The sequence below is a fragment of the Nocardia sp. NPDC050710 genome (genome assembly GCF_040654375.1).
Taxonomy (GTDB): Bacteria; Actinomycetota; Actinomycetes; order Mycobacteriales; family Mycobacteriaceae; genus Nocardia.
In genome coordinates this window covers 52248-71126 of the sequence record NZ_JBFAHV010000027.1, presented here as the reverse complement: position 1 = coordinate 71126, position 18879 = coordinate 52248, and the positions used below count along the sequence as shown (strand labels likewise).

At 67.2% G+C, this 18879-nt stretch carries 17 protein-coding genes and 1 pseudogene; 11 read left to right on the top strand and 7 right to left on the bottom strand.

The genetic code is table 11. The features are described 5' to 3' along the window. From AB0H61_RS33015 to AB0H61_RS32995, 5 genes are all read left to right on the top strand, one after another. Positions 1-805: WD40 repeat domain-containing protein (locus AB0H61_RS33015; RefSeq protein ID WP_357311666.1), on the top strand; the 805-nt coding region annotated here is incomplete at its 5' end. A 297-nt stretch (positions 806-1102) separates the two neighbouring features. Beyond that, positions 1103-3280: an RNA polymerase recycling motor ATPase HelR gene (gene helR / locus AB0H61_RS33010; RefSeq protein ID WP_357311665.1), complete on the top strand. Its 2178-nt coding sequence runs from the start codon at positions 1103-1105 to the stop codon at positions 3278-3280. Between the two features lie 245 nt (positions 3281-3525). Continuing rightward, positions 3526-3993, top strand: coding sequence for a hypothetical protein (locus tag AB0H61_RS33005; RefSeq protein WP_357311664.1), 468 nt, complete (start codon positions 3526-3528; stop codon positions 3991-3993). Further along, positions 3972-4259 carry a hypothetical protein gene (locus tag AB0H61_RS33000; RefSeq protein ID WP_357311663.1) on the top strand — a complete coding sequence of 96 codons (288 nt, stop codon included), beginning with the start codon at positions 3972-3974 and terminating at the stop codon, positions 4257-4259. The genes AB0H61_RS33005 and AB0H61_RS33000 overlap by 22 nt, the downstream gene beginning before the upstream one ends. 36 nt (positions 4260-4295) lie before the next feature. Further along, entirely contained in the window at positions 4296-5060 is a 765-nt protein-coding gene (locus tag AB0H61_RS32995) for a methyltransferase domain-containing protein (RefSeq protein WP_357311662.1), read from the top strand. Between the two features lie 31 nt (positions 5061-5091). Here AB0H61_RS32995 and AB0H61_RS32990 read toward each other — a convergent pair whose 3' ends face one another. Both AB0H61_RS32990 and AB0H61_RS32985 read right to left on the bottom strand, forming a co-directional pair. After that, positions 5092-6021: an NADP-dependent oxidoreductase gene (locus AB0H61_RS32990; protein ID WP_357311661.1), complete on the bottom strand. Its 930-nt coding sequence runs from the start codon at positions 6019-6021 to the stop codon at positions 5092-5094. After that, complete coding sequence (locus AB0H61_RS32985; RefSeq protein WP_357311660.1) at positions 6018-6470, bottom strand: ester cyclase; 453 nt, start codon at positions 6468-6470, stop codon at positions 6018-6020. Before AB0H61_RS32985 ends, AB0H61_RS32990 begins: the two co-directional genes overlap by 4 nt. Positions 6471-6923: 453 nt before the next feature. Here AB0H61_RS32985 and AB0H61_RS32980 point away from each other — a divergent pair, with 453 nt between their 5' ends. The 3 genes and pseudogenes from AB0H61_RS32980 to AB0H61_RS32970 form a co-directional block, all read left to right on the top strand. Further along, entirely contained in the window at positions 6924-7412 is a 489-nt protein-coding gene (locus tag AB0H61_RS32980; protein WP_357311659.1) for a thioesterase family protein, read from the top strand. A 52-nt stretch (positions 7413-7464) separates the two neighbouring features. After that, positions 7465-9291, top strand: a complete 1827-nt coding sequence (locus tag AB0H61_RS32975; protein WP_357311658.1) for an NAD(P)/FAD-dependent oxidoreductase — start codon at positions 7465-7467, stop codon at positions 9289-9291. 20 nt (positions 9292-9311) lie between these two features. Then, positions 9312-10733, top strand: a pseudogene (locus AB0H61_RS32970) (BTAD domain-containing putative transcriptional regulator); the annotation flags it as partial. A 330-nt stretch (positions 10734-11063) separates the two neighbouring features. Here AB0H61_RS32970 and AB0H61_RS32965 read toward each other — a convergent pair. Beyond that, positions 11064-12596: an HD domain-containing phosphohydrolase gene (locus AB0H61_RS32965; protein WP_357311657.1), complete on the bottom strand. Its 1533-nt coding sequence runs from the start codon at positions 12594-12596 to the stop codon at positions 11064-11066. 100 nt (positions 12597-12696) lie between these two features. Next, complete coding sequence (locus AB0H61_RS32960) at positions 12697-13116, bottom strand: nuclear transport factor 2 family protein (RefSeq protein ID WP_357311656.1); 420 nt, start codon at positions 13114-13116, stop codon at positions 12697-12699. Positions 13117-13261: 145 nt separating this feature from the next. On the opposite strand from AB0H61_RS32960, the gene AB0H61_RS32955 reads away from it, so the two are divergent. After that, entirely contained in the window at positions 13262-14149 is an 888-nt protein-coding gene (locus AB0H61_RS32955) for a helix-turn-helix domain-containing protein (protein ID WP_357311655.1), read from the top strand. Between the two features lie 39 nt (positions 14150-14188). Here AB0H61_RS32955 and AB0H61_RS32950 read toward each other — a convergent pair whose 3' ends face one another. Then, positions 14189-15067: a LysR family transcriptional regulator gene (locus AB0H61_RS32950; RefSeq protein ID WP_357311654.1), complete on the bottom strand. Its 879-nt coding sequence runs from the start codon at positions 15065-15067 to the stop codon at positions 14189-14191. A 101-nt stretch (positions 15068-15168) separates the two neighbouring features. On the opposite strand from AB0H61_RS32950, the gene AB0H61_RS32945 reads away from it, so the two are divergent. Continuing rightward, positions 15169-15804, top strand: coding sequence for a DUF1579 family protein (locus AB0H61_RS32945; protein ID WP_357311653.1), 636 nt, complete (start codon positions 15169-15171; stop codon positions 15802-15804). Between the two features lie 101 nt (positions 15805-15905). Here the strand turns inward: AB0H61_RS32945 and AB0H61_RS32940 are convergent, their stop codons facing one another. After that, positions 15906-16880 carry a helix-turn-helix domain-containing protein gene (locus AB0H61_RS32940; protein ID WP_357311652.1) on the bottom strand — a complete coding sequence of 325 codons (975 nt, stop codon included), beginning with the start codon at positions 16878-16880 and terminating at the stop codon, positions 15906-15908. A gap of 106 nt (positions 16881-16986) precedes the next feature. Between AB0H61_RS32940 and AB0H61_RS32935 the strand changes: the two genes are divergently transcribed. After that, entirely contained in the window at positions 16987-18039 is a 1053-nt protein-coding gene (locus AB0H61_RS32935) for a nuclear transport factor 2 family protein (RefSeq protein WP_357311651.1), read from the top strand. Between the two features lie 76 nt (positions 18040-18115). Here the strand turns inward: AB0H61_RS32935 and AB0H61_RS32930 are convergent, their stop codons facing one another. Continuing rightward, complete coding sequence (locus tag AB0H61_RS32930) at positions 18116-18868, bottom strand: AraC family transcriptional regulator (RefSeq protein WP_357311650.1); 753 nt, start codon at positions 18866-18868, stop codon at positions 18116-18118. Between the last annotated feature and the right edge of the window lie 11 nt (positions 18869-18879).

Here is an 18879-nt window from a genome sequence, read left to right as displayed (position 1 = left end):
ATCCCGACTGGCCACCGCCAGCCGGGACAAGACCGTGCGCCTCTGGGACCCCGCCACCCGACGACAAGTCGGCGAACCACTCACCGGACACACCGACTCGGTGTACTCGGTGGCATTCAACCCCGACGGCACCCGACTGGCCACCGCCAGCCGGGACAAGACCGTGCGCCTCTGGGACCCCGCCACCCGACGACAAGTCGGCGAACCACTCACCGGACACACCGACGGGGTGTACTCGGTGGCGTTCAGCCCACACGGCACCCGGCTGGCCTCCGCTGGGGCCGATCAGACCGTGCGATTGTGGGATCCATCGTCCGGCCGACCGGTGGGCGAACCACTCACCGGACACACCAACGGGGTGAACACGGTGACATTCAGCCCCGACGGCACCCGACTGGCCACCGCCGGCCGGGACAACACCGTGCGCCTCTGGGACCCGGACGCCGGAAGACAAGTCAAACCCCTCTCCGGACACACCAACGGGGTGTACTCGGTGGCGTTCAGCCCCGACGGCACCCGACTCGCCTCTGCCGACTTCGACAAAACGGTGCGCTTGTGGGATCCGGACACCGGGCGACCGGTCGGCCAACCGCTCACCGGCCACACCGGCTGGGTGAACGCGGTGGCATTCAGCCCCGACGGCCTCCGACTGGCCTCCGCCGGTTATGACAAAACGGTGCGGTTGTGGGATCCACTCTGGGCCGCGGACGCTGCGTGTGAGCTTGCCGCCCCCTACGTGACCCGCGCCCAACTACAGGAAAATATGCCCTCCGGCTGGAAACCGAAATGTCAATACGCGGAGTAGCCCGGCGGCGCGCCGCCGCTTCGCGAAGGGGTTGCCGTCCACCGCGGACGAAGAAAGGGAAGGAGTACTGAACTCCTTCCCACTCTCAACATATAACGCACCCGGGGGCTTGCGGCAAGACCCCGGTCGTGCCGCATACTCGCTGGCCGAGGCCGGAACCTGCGGAAATGGGAGTAGTGGAATGCGGCGCGATCCGCGACGGCGGATGACGCCGCCGATCGACGCGGTCGGCTGAGAAACGCTGTCGGTGTCCGCGTGAATACGCGGGATCGTCGCAGCCGGGGAAAGTGAGGGCATGTGTCAACTCGACGGTATGAAGAGGAATTGCGGTCCGAGCGGAGCTACGTGGCCGGGCTCTACGCGCAGCTCGACGCCGAGCGCGCAAGAGTGAAGGGTAGGTACGGCGCGGCGTTGCGGGGAACCGGTGGGACCCTCGTGGAACGCGATGTCGAGGTGCGCGCGCTGGCCCGAGAGGTGAAGCGGCTGGACGTGGCCGATAACGGGCTGTGTTTCGGTCGGTTGGACGCGCTGTCGGGTGAACATTCCTACATCGGCCGCATCGGACTGTTCGACGAGGAGAACGAGTTCGAACCGTTGTTGCTCGATTGGCGGGCGCCCGCGGCACGCGCGTTCTATGTAGCCACCGCCGCGACTCCGGAGAACATGCGCAGGCGTCGCCAGTTCCACACGCACGGGCGTCACGTCGTCGATTTCACCGATGAGGTGCTCGGCCGCCCCGGCGGTGGTGAGCGGGGGGACGCGGCCCTGCTCGCGGCGGTCAACGCACCGCGCGGTGACGGCATGGGCGACATCGTGGCGACGATCCAGGCCGAGCAGGACGAGATCATCCGGCTCGATCACTCGGGGGTGCTGGTGATCGAGGGTGGTCCGGGCACCGGGAAGACAGTGGTGGCGCTGCACCGCGTCGCGTACCTGCTCTACACCCAGCGGGAACGGATGGAACGCCACGGTGTGCTCGTGGTCGGGCCGAACCCGGCGTTCCTGAACCACATTGCCCGCGTTCTGCCGTCACTGGGCGAAACCAACGTGGTGTTCACGACCACCGGCGACCTGATACCCGGACTGCGCGTCACAGCCGAGGACACCCCGGAAGCCGCGCGGCTCAAGGGTTCACTGCAAGCCCTGGACGTGCTCGCGGCCGCGGTCGCAGATCGGCAGCGGCTGCCGCAGCATCCGCTGCTGATCGAGCTGGCCGACGTCACGGTGCGGATCGACGCCGAGACCGCGGAGTGGGCCAGACAGGAGGCACGCGCGAGTGGGCTGCCGCACAACCCGGCACGCGCGGTATTCAGCGAGATCGTCACGTGGGTGCTCACCGAACGGGCGATAGCCCGGATCGGCCGTGGCTGGCTGACCCGGAAAGACCGCGAAGCATGGGAGCAGCTGCGGGCGGACCTGCTCGCCGAGCTCGCCGAGAACGACACGTTCACCGCCGCGCTCGACGAACTCTGGCCGATCCTGACGCCGGAAGCACTGCTGGCACAGCTGTATTCGTCCCAGGAACGGTTGCGTGCGGCCGGTGCCGACCAGTCGTTGTGGCGCGCGGACGGCACGGCGTGGACGGTATCGGACGTGCCGCTACTCGACGAGCTGGTCGATCTGCTCGGCCGCGACAAGGCGGCCGACGAGGCCGCCGAGCGCGCCGCCGAGCGGGAACGCAGGGCCGAGGCCGAGTACGCCGCAGGCGTATTCGACACGCTCATCAAGCGTGAGGACCTGAACGACGATATCGGCCTGATCGCCCAGGACATGCTCGACGCCGAGGACCTCGCCGAGCGCTTTGTGGAACGCGACACCCGTGAACTCGCCGAACGTGCTGCCGCGGACCGGGACTGGACCTACCGGCACATCGTGGTCGACGAGGCCCAGGAACTGTCCGAAATGGACTGGCGGGTGCTGATGCGGCGCTGCCCGGGCCGATCCTTCACGGTGGTAGGCGATCTCGCGCAACGCAGGTCGGCAGCCGGAGCGACATCGTGGGACACGATGCTCGAGCCGTATGTACCGGGCCGCTGGGTCTACCGGTCGCTGTCGGTGAACTACCGCACCCCGGCGGAGATCATGACCGTCGCCGCCGCGCTGCTCGCCGAGTTCGCACCGGGGGTCCAGCCACCGGAGTCGGTCCGCGCGTGCGGCGTCAAGCCATGGTCCAGGCAGGTCGCCGAGGACGAACTGTCCACTGCCATGGATGAATTCGTACGCGATGAAGCCGGTCGCGAAGGCACCAGCGTCGTGATCGGGCCACCGGGTCTGCCGGGCACGGTAGCGGCGTCGGAGACGAAGGGCTTGGAGTACGACGCCGTCCTGGTCGTGGAACCGGAACGGATCCTCGCCGACGGCCCACGCGGCGCGGCCGAACTCTACGTCGCGCTCACCCGTGCCACCCAACGCCTCGGCGTCCTGTACCAGGGCCCATTGCCCCATGCCCTGACCGGACTCACCGAAACCGGGTAACCCGCCCAGACCGGAAATCACCTCTTAGGTCCGTCACCGCCGCACTCGCCGGATAAGCGCCGATTCGCGAACTGTCCGGCCATCTTTCGCCAAATTCGAGCCAGCTGCCGATTCTCACAATCGAGCCACGGCGAGCGTCCGTACAGTTCTGTATGGAAGGGGGCGAGAGGTGGAGGTGCGTCATGAACGTCATGGCTTCGAATGGGCAGGGCTGAATCATGCGATCGGAGAAAACTCGGGTCCGAATGCTGTTCGCCGCCGCGATCCTGATGGTGGTCATCGCGGTTGTGCACGAGGCGGTGGGGTACTTCTGGTATGTCGATCCGCTGGTAGCGGATGCGTCAGGAATTCCGAACAGCGTGGAGACCGGTTCGGAGGGGCAGCCGGTTCTGATGGCCGTGGCCATGTACCACTTCGTCGGCTTGGTTTTCCTGGCAATGGGATCGGCGCTCGGCTGGGCAGCCCGGATGGCGCGCGGTGGCGAGTACGGGACGGCGCGGGCGCTGCTTGTGGTCACGCTGTGCTTGTTGTGGGCGATGATTGGCGCATTCATCGTCGTCAACGTGGGATTCCGAGGGATCGACGACATCTTGATCCTCACGCAGTGGACCTTCTTCGTGCCATCGCTGATTCTGGTCCACTCGGCCCTGCGCGGTATGCCGAGGAATCAACACGAGCGCACGGTGAGCAGATGCAGCAGCCTCTCGAGGTAACCGGTGTCGTGGTAGACGGTCGGAGTAGCGCGGCCGGCCTGGAAATGGCCGAGGTAGGACACGTGAAGGATGCGGGCTCGCTGCTCACTCTCGTCGGCATCGAATCCGAGCTCGGTGAAAATGGTGCGCAGCAAGTTCAAGCGGGCCACGGTGATTCGCTCCAGGACGGGCGCGACCAGCGGGTCGAGTGCCTGCGCGGCCAGCGCGGCCTCGACATCAGCGGTCTCCGGGTGGCCGAAGGCCGTGGCGAAAATGGCGCGGATTAGTGCACGTAAGCCTCGAAAGAGATGACTGGAGTATCGATGACCCCGCGTATCGAACTGAATTCGGCAGCACCGGAAGCGATTGACGGTCGACAGATTCGCGCTGTCGCCTTCCAGAACGTCCGGCTGGAGTACGTCGAGGAGACGATGGGCAAACTCGGTCTCGCCGCTACTCGAAGCAGGGCATTGGTGGTCGGGGGCGGCCGCGGAATCCTGCCGCGTGGTCTGGCACGGCTGGGTTTCGAGGTGACGGCCGTCGACCCGTCCGCGAGTGCGACCGCGATGGCGCGCGCCGCGGCCGAACGTGAAGGTCTCGCCATCGCGCACCGAACCGCGCCGGCCGAGGATCTCGGAGTTGCCTCGGGCAGTTTCGATTTCGCGTACTACGCCGACACCTTCGAGATCACCTCGGACCTGGAACGCGTCATCGAGCATGCCGCCGATGCGCTCGCGCCGGGTGGCGTGCTCTGCTACGACACCGTCAATCGCACGCTGCTGTCCCGACTGGTCTATCTCGGTGTGTTCCAAGGGATTCCGATGACACGGATCATGCCGCCCGGGCGTTATGCCGCTGGACGCCTACGCTCACCACGCGAGTTGGCCGACGTTCTGGAACGCCACGGCCTGCGCTCCGAAGACATCTGTGACTTCAAGCCGAGTAACGCGCGCGCTCTGATACAGGCCGTGCTCGGCCGTCGCCGCGGTGCGATCACCGATGAACAGATCGCGCCCATGGTCGATTTCGTCCTGAATCCCGACGGCCGCCCGGTGGTTACCTATCTCGGGTACGGACGGAAGCGCTGAAGGAGCGCTACCGCGCGGCGGCTGGAGTGGCTCAGACGATCTTGTCGGCCACCAGGATGACCTTGCCCGCCGCCGTGCCGTCGCGCAGATGGTTCATCGCATCCGGTGTCGCGGTGAGCGGCAGTATGCGATCGAGCAGGATATGAGCGCCGTCATCGATCTTTTGCACCACCGCCGCGAGGCGTCCCGCAGCGGAAGTATGGAAAACGAACTCCGCACGCAGGCCACGCGCTACGGCGCGTTCGACATCGGGCGGTACCGGCAGCGCCAGAAGCAGTCCACCGGGTCGCAGCGCCTCGAGTGATCGCGCTTCGTTCTCGCCGCCAACGGTATCCAGTACGACGTCCACTCCGGAGATCGACTCGGTGAAATCGGCAGTCTTGTAGTCGACAACCTCGTGCGCCCCGAGCTTCAGTGCGATATCGACACCGTCGCCCGACGCAGTGGCGATCACGCGGGCACCGATATCCCGGGCGAACTGAACCGCGAAGCCGCCGACACCGCCCGCCCCGCCGTGCACGAGCACGGTCTGGCCCGCCCCCAGGCTCGCCACCTCGGTGAGCGCCTGCCACGCGGTACCAGCGGCGGTCACAATGCCCGCCGAAAGCGGAAGGGATACCGACGCGGGAGCCTTGGCCAGTTGGTCGGCCGGAACCGTCGCGAATTCGGCGGCGGCGCAGCCCCGGGTGGGATCGAGCCTGGCGACCACCCGATCCCCCACCGACCATCCGGCGACCTCGGCGCCCACCTCGGCGATGGTGCCGGACACATCGGTGCCCAGCGTGTACGGGAACTGCACCGGGAAGAACCCTCGGACGGCGCCCGAGGCGATCTTCAGGTCGAGCGGATTCAGCGCGACACCCGATACGCGGAGCAGAACCTCGCGCGGTCCGACCGCCGGATCGTCGATGTCCGCCACCTCGGCCCGCCCTCCATAGGCTCGAATCTGTACTGCCTTCATGACCTACGCTTCTTCCTTTCCTTCTCGGTCGGCCACGCGCCGACCTGCTGGAACCAGCCGAACCAGTCCTCGAGGTGCCAGGTCCGGCCGAGGCGCCCCGCGGCGATCTCGTGGAATTCGTGGATGGGGATGCGGATTTCGCGTCCGGACCCCGGGACGCCGAACCATTCGCCGCGATGCGTGCCGCAGATCTCGCCCCGGACACCGACGAGCCCGTCGCCGTTGTCGTCACGCCCGTCGACGATGGCGTGGATGACGACCTTCACCTCGGCGAAAGCCTGGGTGAATGCCGCGATGAGGGGTTTGATCCCGTCGCGCCCCGGCGCCTGCCCGGGTGCGAGCGGAATATCCTCCCAGTCGGGCGTCAGAACGGTGTCGAGCAGATCCACCTCGCCGCTGAAGCCCCGATAGAAGGTTGCCAGCAGTTCATCCAGCGGGCCGGCCATCATGTTGTCTCCGTTCATCATTGGTGGCCGGGATCGCGACTTTCGTCGATACCCCGGTTCGCACTCCTCTGAGTGTCGTCGGCTCGAGAAACGGCATCCAGGTGGCGCCTGCACCGGGGTCGGCGGCCCCACCGTCAGGGCAAACCGGCCAGATCCTCTACGGTCACGCGTCATTCGGCCGCAGCTGGGCAGAACTGATTCGGCCGCCGCAGCTTTCATTGCCGATCTGATCGCCCGCGGCGGCAGCCAGGGAATCGCCTGGCAGACCGGGGATCCCGCCCCACGGGAGAACACCACCTGGTTGGCGTGGCGGCACCGAGCGACGGTGGAGATCGCGCAGTCGATCACGTCCATCGAACCCATAGGTCGTTCGACCGATGCGGCCGAGACAGCGCTTTCTAGATCATCTTGGGCACACGAAGTCGGGGGTTCACCCCGTCGATGGAAGGAGAATTCATGGTCAGCGCGGCTGCGACGGTCGGCGTGGAGTGCATCGAGCCGGCCGAGGTACATCTGGACGATCTCGACTTCATGGGGAACCTGCACAACGGCCGGTATGCGCTGCTGATCGAGCGGGCACTGGTCGCGGTATGGGCGCGGGCGGGATACTCCATTGTCGACGGGGTACCGACACATCCCGATGTCGTCCATGTCGTGTTGGAGCAGACGATCAGGTATCGCAGCCCCGTTCGCGGCGTGGGGCGGGTTGCGGTTCGGTTCTGGCTGAAGCACCTGGGCAAGAGCAGCATGGTCTTCGATTTCCAGGTGGCTTCCACCGACGGGCACACCGTGCACGCCGAAGGCACGCGCACCGAGGTGAATATCGATCTCGCCTCGCTGCGTTCGGCGCCGTGGGCCGATGCGACTCGCGAGCTGGCCGATTCACTGTTCGAGCGTTCACCGATCGCGGAGCGGCCCGCCGCTTCCGAGACCAACGACCAGTGAGGCGAAATCCGCTGTGCCGCAGCAGAACGATAATGGCCGTATTGGAGAATCCATGACTCACACGACCGAACCGAATCCCACTCCCGCGACGGACACCGGACCGCAGCAGCGGGCCGACGCCTGGCTCCGCGATTTCGAATCGGCGCTCGCCGCAGGCGACGCGCACACCGCGGCCGCGATGTTCACCGTCGATGGCCTCTGGCGCGATCTGGTGGCATTCACCTGGAACATCAAGACGCTCGAGGGCCGTGTCGAAATCGCGGACATGGTGCGGACCCAGGTCGCCGACATCCGCCCGCGCCGCTTCCACACGACCGAGGCGGCAACCGAATCCGAAGGCGTGATCACGACGTCGATCGGATTCGACACCGCCGTCGGCAGCGGGATCGGACTGCTCCGCCTCACCGACGCCGGGGCCTTCACATTGCTCACGACATTGCACGAACTTCACGACCGCCCAGCGCCGGTCGGCGCGCAGCGGCCGAAAAGTGTAGCGCACGAGGCGATTCGACACCGGGCCAGCGGCGCCGAAGAGCGCGAACGGGAGGACCTGGAACTCGGCCGCAGCCGCCAACCCTACGTCGTGGTGGTCGGCGGCGGGCAGGCCGGTATCGTGCTCGGCGCGCGGCTGCGTCAACTGGGCGTGCCCACCCTCGTCGTCGACGAGAACGACCGCCCAGGCGATCGATGGCGCACCCGCTACAAGTCGCTGGCCCTGCATGATCCGGTGTGGTACGACCACCTGCCCTATCTGCCGTTCCCGGACCACTGGCCGGTGTTCACCCCGAAGGACAAACTCGCCGACTGGCTGGAGTTCTACACGCGCGTCATGGAGGTGCCGTACTGGTCGAAGACCACCTGCGTACGCGCCTCCTACGACGAACGGCATCGGCAATGGGGCGTGCACGTGCGGCGCGACAGGGAATCGCTGGTACTCACACCGCGGCACCTGGTGCTGGCCACCGGCATGTCCGGCAAGCCGAACATGCCGAATATTCCTGGTGCGAATCGGTTTCGCGGCGAGCAGCAACATTCGAGCCGCCACCCCGGACCGGACGCCTACGCGGGCAAGCGCGCGGTGGTGATCGGCTCCGGCAACTCCGCGCACGACATCGGCGCCGCACTGTGGGAGGCCGGGGCCCAGGTCACCATGGTGCAGCGCTCCTCGACGCACGTCGTGCGATCGGAGTCGGCCATGGAGCTCGCGCTCGGCGAGCTGTACTCCGAACAGGCCGTCGCGAACGGGATCACCACCGAGAAGGCGGACTTGATCTTCGCCTCGCTCCCCTATCGAGTGCTGCCGAGCCTCCAGGTTCCGATCTACGCCGCCATCCGGGAACGCGATGCCGAGTTCTACGCCCGGCTGAAGCGGGCCGGATTCCAATTGGATTGGGGTGACGACGATTCCGGGCTGTTCATGAAGTACCTGCGCGGTGGGTCCGGCTACTACATCGACACCGGCGCCTCGGAACTGATTGCCAACGGCGACATCCGGCTCGCCCACGGGGAGGTGCGTGAACTCACCGAGGACGCCGTCGTCCTCGGTGACGGCACCGCGCTACCCGCCGATCTCGTCGTCTACGCCACCGGCTACGCACCGATGCACCATTGGGTCACCGACCTCATCGGCCCGGGGACGGCCGAGGCCGTCGGCAGATGCTGGGGCTACGGTTCGGGCACGACCAAAGACCCGGGCCCATGGGAAGGCGAGCTGCGCAACATGTGGAAGCCCACCCAGCAGGATGGACTCTGGTTCCATGGTGGCAACCTGCACCAAACGCGCTTCTACTCGCGATATCTCGCAGTGCAGCTTGCCGCGCGCTACGCGGGCATTCCCACCCCGGTCTACGGGCTGCAGCAGGTCCATCGCCGAACGTGACCGACAGGAGCACTGACAGGATGCGGTGGCAAGTATCGGTACTGGGACCGGTCGAGGCGCGTGCCGATTCGACCGTGGTCGCGATTACCCAGCCGAAGAGTCAGGCACTACTGGCAATGATCGCGATGTCCGGACGAACCGTATCGATCACCGAGCTGATCGACGGGATCTGGGGCGCGAACAGTCCGGATTCGGCGATCGGCGCGGTCCGCAACCTCGTGTGGTCGGTGCGGCGGCACCTCGCCGTCCGCGCCGACTCCACCGACATCGTGGCGTCGGTGCCCGGTGGATATCACCTGGCCATTCCCATCCGCACCGACGCGGCGATCGCCGAACGACATCGCGATGCCGCCGAGTCCGCCTGCACCGAAGGTAGATTCTCCGAGGCCGAGGCGGAAGTCGATGCGGCGCTGCGACTGTGGCGCGGCGACCCACTGACCGGAGTGCCCGGGCCGTGGGCGGAGGGCCAGCGATCCCGGCTACGCAGGCTGCACCGGGCACTGCGGGAGCAGTCGATCGAGGTCGCCCTCGCACTCCGCGATCACGACCGCGCCATTGCCGAGGCCGAATCGCTACGGGCGTCCGATCCGCACTGCGAGCGGCTCTGCGCGCTGCAGATGACCGCGCTTCACTACGCGGGCCGACGCGCCGAGGCGCTGACCGTCTACCAGCACACCAGGCAGCGGCTCGTCGAAGATCTCGGCCTCGAACCGGGACCAGCGCTGACCGAGCTGCATCGGCGGATCCTCACCGAGAGCAAGGTGACGCTGCCGGCCGCGAGCACAAGGGATGCACCGGCAGTACAGCGCATACCAGCACAACTGCCAACGGACACCGCCGATTTCACCGGCCGCATCGACGAGGCGGCGGCACTGGAAACCGATCTCACCCCCTCCGGCACGGTGGTCGTGGCCGGTGTGACGGGCATGCCCGGAGTCGGCAAGTCGGCTTTGGCCGTGCACATCTCGCACCGCGTCCGTGATCGTTTTCCCGACGGCCAGTTTCACCTCGACCTACAGGGCAGCCGTCCCGATCCGGTCCAGCCGGGCGATGCGCTCGCCGCGTTCCTGCGCACGCTCGGCGTACCCGATACCGGCATCCCGCCGGAGTCGAACCAACGCGGCGCCCTGTGGCGGTCGATGATCGACGGTCGCCGAATACTGGTCGTGCTGGACGACGCATACGACGCCGAGCAGGTGGCGCCGCTGCTGCCGGGCGGCTCGGGTAGCGCCGTCCTGATCACCGGTCGCCGCCCGATCGTCCTGCCTGGCATCCGATCTCGGCGTCTCGCCGTGCTCGATACGGTCGCCGGTGTGACGCTGCTCGGCCGGATCGTGGGACACGACCGCGTCGCCGCCGAGCCCCGGGCCGCTCGAGACCTCGTACACCTGTGCGGGCATCTGCCACTGGCGATCCGGCTCGCCGGAGGCCGGATCGCCATGCGGCCCGAATGGACCCTCCGCTCGGCGGCCGATCGGATCACCGCCCGGCGGGCGGCGCCCGACGCATTCGAATTCGGCGGCGTCACCGTGGAGTCGGCCTTCCGGTCGGGGTATGCACGGCTGGATTCCGAAGCGGCACAGGCCTTCCGACAGCTCGCCCGGGTCGACACCTCGGTACTCACACTGCCGGTGATCGCGGGCGTGCTGGAGCGCGATGACCGTGCTGCCGAACGATTGTGTGAGGACCTGGTCGACCACGGCATGCTGGAGCCGATCAGACATGGCCACTACCGATTTCACGAGCTGCTGCGCAACTTCGCGCGCGCGGAGCTAAGGCAACAGGCCGTGTTCCATGGCGAAGACCGCGACACCGGCCCGGGTTCGCCGTCCGGTCTTGTTGTAGATGTGCGCAAGGTGGTGGCCCACCGTCCGGTCCGAAATCCGCAGCCGCTCAGCGATTTCCCGGTTGCGTAGGCCGCGGGCGGCCAGGCAGAGCACCTCCACTTCCCGTTCGGTCAGGCCTGCGGGCAGCCCCTGACGCGGCCGGGGTTGGCCCGCGGCCTCGATGACCAGCGCGCAGGACTGCCGGTCGAGCGTACCGTCGTCGGCCTCTTTCATCAGCAGCTCGGCCGCGGCCTGCGGATCGAACGCCGCACGGTGCGCCCGGGGTTCGGTGAGCGCGGCGAAGGTGTCGGCGGCGGCCAGGATGCGAGCAGCCAATGGCAACTGCGTGGACGAATCGCCACGGTGGTAGCCGGAGCCGTCGGCCCGCTCGTGATGGGCAGACGCGATCGGCGCGAGATGCGCCAGCGCGGGCACCCGATCGAGCACCCGCTGCGTCCAGTAGGTGTGCATCCGGACCCGTTCCATCTCGGCGATTCCCAGCGGACCTGGCCGATCCCAGATGCTGCTCGGCACGCCGACCCGGCCCAGATCGTGCAGCAGAGCGGCGCACCGCAATTCGACGACCGCGGCCGCATCCAGACCGGCCAACCTGCCCGCATCCGCGGCCAAGGCGGCGACATGCTCGCTGTGGCCGAGCAACCACTGGCTCTTCAGATCCACCAGCCGGGCCAGCACCGCACACAGCCGCGGCAGCGCGGCGAACGCGACCGTGATGTGCGGTACCGGTTCCGCCGCGAGCACGGCCGCGATCGCGTCCGGATGCTCCAGCGGGGCCAACGCCGCACCCGGATCGGCGCAGAACACCTCGACCAGATGCGGATCGAGATGCCGGCCGCCCCGGCGGCGGATCTCGGACACCGCGCCGGTCACTCCACCCACCGCATGGGCGAGTACCGCCTGCTCGGCGAGGTGGATCACCCGCGTGGCCAGCGAAAGATCTTCGCCCGCACGACCGTCCGGAATACCTCGGCCGTCCCAGCGCTCGTACACATCGTCGAGGGCACGGATCGAATCCGACCGCAGGCCGAGCCCGCCACCGAGTGCCCGGCCGGCCTCACACCCATTGCGCATCGCCTCGACACCGACCGTCGGGAGCACTTCGACAAGAGTCCGCGCGAGCCGCGGCGCATCGGCTCCGGCCCAGTGGCCGAAGTCGCGCAGCTGCTCCGCGAACATCGCCTCGTCGCCGGGATCCAGGGTTTTCAGCGCCGCCTGGAACGCGACATCGTCACCGAAGATCGCCGCCAGCTCCGGCGCGAACGACGTACAGCCGATCGAGCGCAACAGCGCGGTCTCGAATACCACCCGAAGGGTCACCGGATCGGCGCCGAGCAAGGACTCCGCGAATGCCGTGGCGACCACACACGTGCGCAGCCCCTTCTCGAACGGCACACCCGCCGCGAGATCGGTCGTGAGCGACAGCGCCGCAAGCATTTCCGCTATTCGTACCGATCGCATCAGCCCGACACTAACATCGCGTGACCCCTGCGGCAGACCTCGGCCGCAGGGCAGACCGGCCCCGATCCGGGACCGGTCTGGTCATCGCACCAGCGCGGGGTCACGACATCGCGGCGACCATGGTGTGAGTATCCGCGATCGTCTCGAACTCCACCGGTACCCGGCCCTCCATCCGCCACACGTGCACGAACCGGGCGCGCATCGCCTTACCCGTCTCCCGGCGCTGCCCGACGTAGTGGCCGAGCGCGAGCACCACATCCCGCACACCGAACAGTTCGTCCGGGATCACCGCGAAGTCCACCCACTCGGTGGTGAATCGGGCGAACACATTGCTCGCCACCGCATCGGGGCCGACGTAGGTGCCGCCGTAGGGCAGACCAGCGGTGACGGTCCACCTGATCTGCGGGCTCAGCGTCGCCAGCACAGCCTCGCCGTTCCCCTCGGCGAGATCGCTGTACATTCCGGCCACCACGGCCTCGTTGGCCGTCTCCCGCAGTTCCGCGATCCGACTGTCGCTCATGATGTTCGCCTTTCTTTTCGGTTACCGGCGCCCATCCTCTCGACATCCGCCCCCGGCACGCATCGGCCGAACGACCTACGAGATCTCCGCAGCCAGGGGTCCGCACCCCCTGGCTCCGTCGGCCGTGCCCGATAAGAATGGCCAGGTGGACCTGCCTGAACTCGGAGCCTTCCTGCAATCGCGCCGCGCGCGGATCACGCCCGCCGAGGTCGGTCTGCCTACTAGTTCGCGCCGCCGCGTCCCCGGCCTGCGGCGCGACGAGGTCGCGCAGCTGGCGGGCGCGTCCGTGGACTACTACATCGAACTCGAGCGCGCCCGTGGCGCGCAGCCGTCACCCCAGATACTTGCCGCCCTTGCCCGCGCCCTGCGGCTGGACTCCGACGAACGCGACCACCTGTTCCGGCTCGCCGGACGCGAGCCCGCCGCGGAGAGCGGCACCGCCGCACACGTCCAACCGGCCCTGCTGGCACTGCTCGACGAGCTGCACGCCACCCCCGCACAGATCATTACCGACCTGCACGAAACCGTGGTGCAGAACCGGCTGGCCGTGGCGCTGCTCGGCCCGCCGGTCCCGGCCGAAGGTCACGCGACGAGCTTCGTCTACCGCTGGTTCACCGACCCGGCCAGCCGAACCGTGTATCCGGCGGCCGACCATCCGCACCATGCCAAGGTGATGGTGTCCGACCTACGTGCCGCTGTCGCCCGCCGCGACCACGACGCGCGCTCCAGAGATATGGTCGCGCGCCTGCGCCGGGCCAGCGCCGAGTTCGCCGAACTCTGGGATACCGGCGACGTGGCCGTCCGGCGCGGCGACCGCAAACGCATCAACCACCCCACGCTCGGCGTACTGGATGTCAACTGCCAGAACCTGTTCAGCGAGGATGGACGTCAACGGCTCCAATTCTTCACGGCCCCGCCGGGGAGCCCCGCGGTCGAACAATTGCGACTGCTCGCCGTCATCGGTACCCAGGATCTCACCGACGAACATCTCGACACCACGAATTCGGACCACAGACACGTTCGAATGCTTTGATACGCAACGCGTTCGAAGAGGGCCTGGCTCACCGCATCGCTACCTACCCGCGGCGCCCGCGGCCGCCTCGACGAAGTACCGGACCGCAGCGCGCTGATCATCTTTGCGCCAGGCGACCGCCATGACCGCAGGTTCGATACCGGTGACCGGCGTGACGCCGATTCCGGGGCGGCGGTAGATCTCCGCGTTTCCGGCGGACAGTAAGACGATGCCGCTGCCTGCCTCGACCGCGGCGAAAGTCTCCTCGGCGTTCCATACCGTCGCCCCGATCCGGACGGGATGGCTGCCGCGCTCGGCGAGAGCGAGCCAGTGATCGCGCAGTGATCCCACGCTTTCCGGCATAGCGATGAACGGTTCGTCGAGCAGGTCGGCGAAGTCGATTCCGTTGCGTCCCGCCAGCCAGTGATCATGGCAGAAAGCGACCCAGCGCGGCTCTCGGACCAGCACACGAACGTTGAACGAGTCGTGTCCGGGGAAGGGCAGCCAAAGGAAGGCGACGTCGACCTCTTCCGAGCCGAGCCCGGCGGTGGCGTCGTCCCAATTGACGTGCCGCAATCTGGTGCGCCAAGTCGGGTGAGTTCGCACAAACCCCTCGCGCGCAGCAGACAGCAGTCCCCGGCCGACGCTGGTGGATATTCCGACGGTAAGCACCGAGTTCTCCGCCGCCGCCGCGGCGGAGACAACGCGTTGCGCTTCGCGCCACTGCTCCAGCAGTGCTCGTGCCTGCAGCAGCAAGGCTGCGCCCGCCGCGGTCAATCCGATGCCACGCTTGTCCCGGACGATCAGAGCCACCCGGAGCTGCTGTTCGAGCTGGCGGATCTGTTTACTCAGCGCAGGCTGGGTGATGAACAGGCGCTCAGCAGCCCGAGTGAAGTTCAGCTCCTCGGCGAGAACCGTGAAGTATCGCAGGTCCCGCAAGTGCGCCTCCATAACCATTGGTTATCACACCTGTTATTGGACGGTCCACCGGTCACTGCCCACAGTGGTGCCATGGTTTCTGAGGTTCAGGTCGACTTTCCTTGCGACGAACAACACAGTCTCGAACACTGGCCGCTGTCGCGCTGCTCGCGCTCACGGTCCTCGGCGCCGGTTGTTCGGACCAGACCCAACCTCCCTCCGCAGCGGCCGAGTCGACCATCGTGCAGCCCGAGCAGCAGGATGCCGGACATAGGCGGCTGAACCAGCTCGTCGGCGAATGGACCGGCGCGAAGTCGACCTTCGTCGCCGGGGGCACCGCCGAGAACCCCGTCCGGCGCGAAATCGTGTCGCGCTGGCGGTGGATCGACAAGACCGGCAATAACTTCCTGCAGGAGGAGGCCGAGGGCACCGTCGGCGGGCCACCGTACTACCGGCTGGGTCTACTCGGCTACGCACCGACCGACAACCGCTACGAATGGACCACCGTGGACAGCGTCACGCCCATGACGATGAGCTACAAAGGGGCCCAGAACTCCGGCGGCGCAGCCGATATCACGATGGCGGGCGAGTTCACCGACCCCGGCATCCTCGGACCACAACTCACCGGCAAGACAATCCCGATGCGCACGTTGATCAAGCTGGAATCGCAGGATCGCGTGGTCATGGAGATCTACTTTTCGCCGCCCGGGGATTCGGAACGGCTCGCCGACCGCGTGGAACTCACCCGCCGCAGGTAGCGCCGCTGTGGGCCGCCGGTCTGCGCCGCTTACTGCGGTTCGCGCTGCCCGGTGGTCACCTATCTCGGGTACGGACGGAAGCGCTGAAGCTGTACCGCAGGCTAGCTCGAGGTGACTGGAGTATTGCTGGCGTGAAATGTGGTGCGGTAGGCCTGCGGTGAGACCCCGGTGAGGCGGGTGAAGTGATAGCGCAGTGTATTCGAGGCCCCGAACCCGGTCTCCTCGGCGATGCGGTCGATGGACAGGGTGGTGGTTTCCAATAGCTGCTGGGCGCGGTTGGTGCGGGCGCGCAAGAGCCACTGCAGCGGTGTGGTGCCGATCTGGGCGCGGAAGTGCCGGTTCAGACTTCGGATACTGGTTTGGGTGTGGCGGGCGATGTCCTGCAGCGTCAACGGGTGATGGAGATTGGCTTCCATCCAGTCCAGTGTGTTTTGCAGAAACGCGTCATGCCCGCCCGGGGCGGGGTACTCGATGAACTGTGCCTGACCGCCGTCGCGTTGCGGTGGCATGACGATGCGCCGCGCCGTTGCGGCGGCCTGGGAGGCACCGAGATCGCGCCGGAGCAGGTGCAGGCAGAGGTCGAGTCCGGCGGCGACACCGGCCGAGGTGAGCAGGCTGCCGTTGTCGATGAACAGCACCGCGGGGTCGACGTCGATACGCGGGTAGCGGTGGGCGAGTTCGGCGGCATACTGCCAGTGCGTTGTCGCGCGCATGCCGTCGAGCAGGCCGGTGGCGGCCAGGGTGAACGCGCCGATGCAGACCGATGCCAGTCGGGCTCCCCGCGCGGCGCAGGCACGGAGTGCGTCGAGCACCGGATCGGGCGGCGCGGCAAGGTAATCGACGCGGCTGGGAATGACGATCGTGTCGGCATCGATCAAGGCGTCCAGGTCCCACGGGGTGTGCAGTTGGACAGCGCCCAGTCCGGCGTCGGTGGTCACGCTGCGGCCGGGCGCGGTGATCCGAATGTCGTACTGCTTGGTGCCGGTGGCCCTGTTGGCCGTTCCGAAGACCTGACCGGGGATGGCGAGTTCGAAACCGACGACGCCGTCGAGTGCGAGAACCGCGACGATATGCATGGCCAAAATTTAGCGCACATCGGCATTCTGGCCACTGGCTGGCGGATGCCTCGGGTCGCAAGATCGAAGCCGGAGTGACCACCCGAACGATCGAGGAGCGCCCACCGTGGCTGATGATCTGCCTGCCTTCTACACCGAATTCCAGCTTCCCGAAACCGCGCTCGCGGTAGCGGCGTATCGGTTCGCCGAACAGACCGAACCCGCTTTCGTCTTCCATCACAGCGTGCGCAGTTTCGTCTATGCCCGAGTGCTCGCCGAGCGGCGTGGGCTGGTGCCGACCGCCGACTACGACGAGGAACTGCTCTTCCTCGGCTGCATCCTGCACGACCTCGGATTGACCGAGCAGGGCAACGGAGACCAGCGATTCGAAGTCGACGGAGCCGATGTCGCCGCGACATTCCTGCGCGAGCACACGGTCGACGAACGACGGATCGACATCGTGTGGGACGCCATCGCACTGCACGCCGTTGATGGGATCGCCGCCCGCAAACGTCCGGAGATCGCGCTGACCCAGGCCGGTACCGGCGCCGATGTGATCGGACGGGACCGCGAAGTCCTGCCTGCCGATCTGGTCGAGCGAGTGCACGCCGTATTCCCGCGGGCCGATCTCGGCTACGCATTGACCGATGCGATCGTGGCGCAGGCCATCGGGAAAGCCAGTAAGGCCGGACCGTTGAGTTTTCCCGGCCAGTTGCTGCGCAGGCACCTGCCGGTCGGAGCGATGCCGGACTGGCACGATCTGCTGGCGGACAACGGTTGGGGCGATCGGCCCGCTGCTGCCCGGACGGAGGGCGTAGCCGCCACTCCCGAACAGCTGGGCCGGTTGTTCATGCGCAACCTCGCGGCGCGTGACCTGGATGGTCTTGTGTCACTGTACGAACCGGAAGCAACATTCGTACCGGCGCCGGGCGTGGTCGTCTCCGGCACCGCCGCGATTCGGGACAGTCTGCGCGGCTATATCGAGCGTGGCGCGCGAATCAATCTGGAATTGCGCAAGGTTCACACCGTCGGTGATCTGGCTACCATGTCCAGCGTCGCGACGGCTACCGGAGTCGGACCGAACGGGGACGTTCTCACCACGACGACCACCGAGGTTTTGCGCCGCCAACCGGATGGCCGCTGGTTGTACGTGGTCGACGATCCCTTCTTCGGAGCTTGACGGCGGCTGTCCGGCATGCGGGCGCGCGGTTAGGCGGAGCCCGCTGACGGCATGAAACCTACTTGGATGCCATACGTCATCGGATGTCGAGCGTCACCGAAGCACTGAGCAGTGCGGTCAGTGACAAGCCGAACGTGCGCCGGAACGTTTCGCTCAGGTGTGACGGGGAGGCGAATCCGGCATCGGCGGCGCACCGGGTGAGGTCGTGCCCGGCGTCCAGGCTCGCGAAGACCATGCGCAGGCGGGCCCACTGCCGATACCGGCGGAATGTGGTGCCGGTGTGTGCGGCGAACATCCGCAGGAAATGGAATTCCGACATCCCGGCGGCATTGGCCGCGAGCTCCGCACGGATGTGCATGGTCGGGTCGGCACGAATATCGCGCACGATCGCACCGATGCGGGGATCGATCGGATATGACGGTTGCGAAACCGACATCAGGCGCTCGAGCCCCGCGACACCGGCGCGGGCGGCGGTGATGAGAACAGCCTCGGCGCTCGGATCGACAACGGCGGGCCGGGCTCTGCCGCCCGATCCACCGGCGATCCCGGCGATCGCCGCGCTCCCGGGTTCGGTGAACAGCAATGCGATCCGTCCCTCCGAGACAATCCGGTGCGGCACCCGGGCGGGTACGAAAATACTGCGGGCGACGATCGTCTCGTCCTCCGCGGTGTCCACCGCGAACGGTTCGTCCAAGCTCAGCCCCAGGCATGCGATCGACGTGGCGTGCATCCCGACACCCAGATCCGGGCCGATATATCCGGCATGCCAAGGCCGCATCCACAGCACGGGCGCACCAGCGCAGGTTTGTGAAAGCGCGACTCCGGTCATATCCGCCAGGC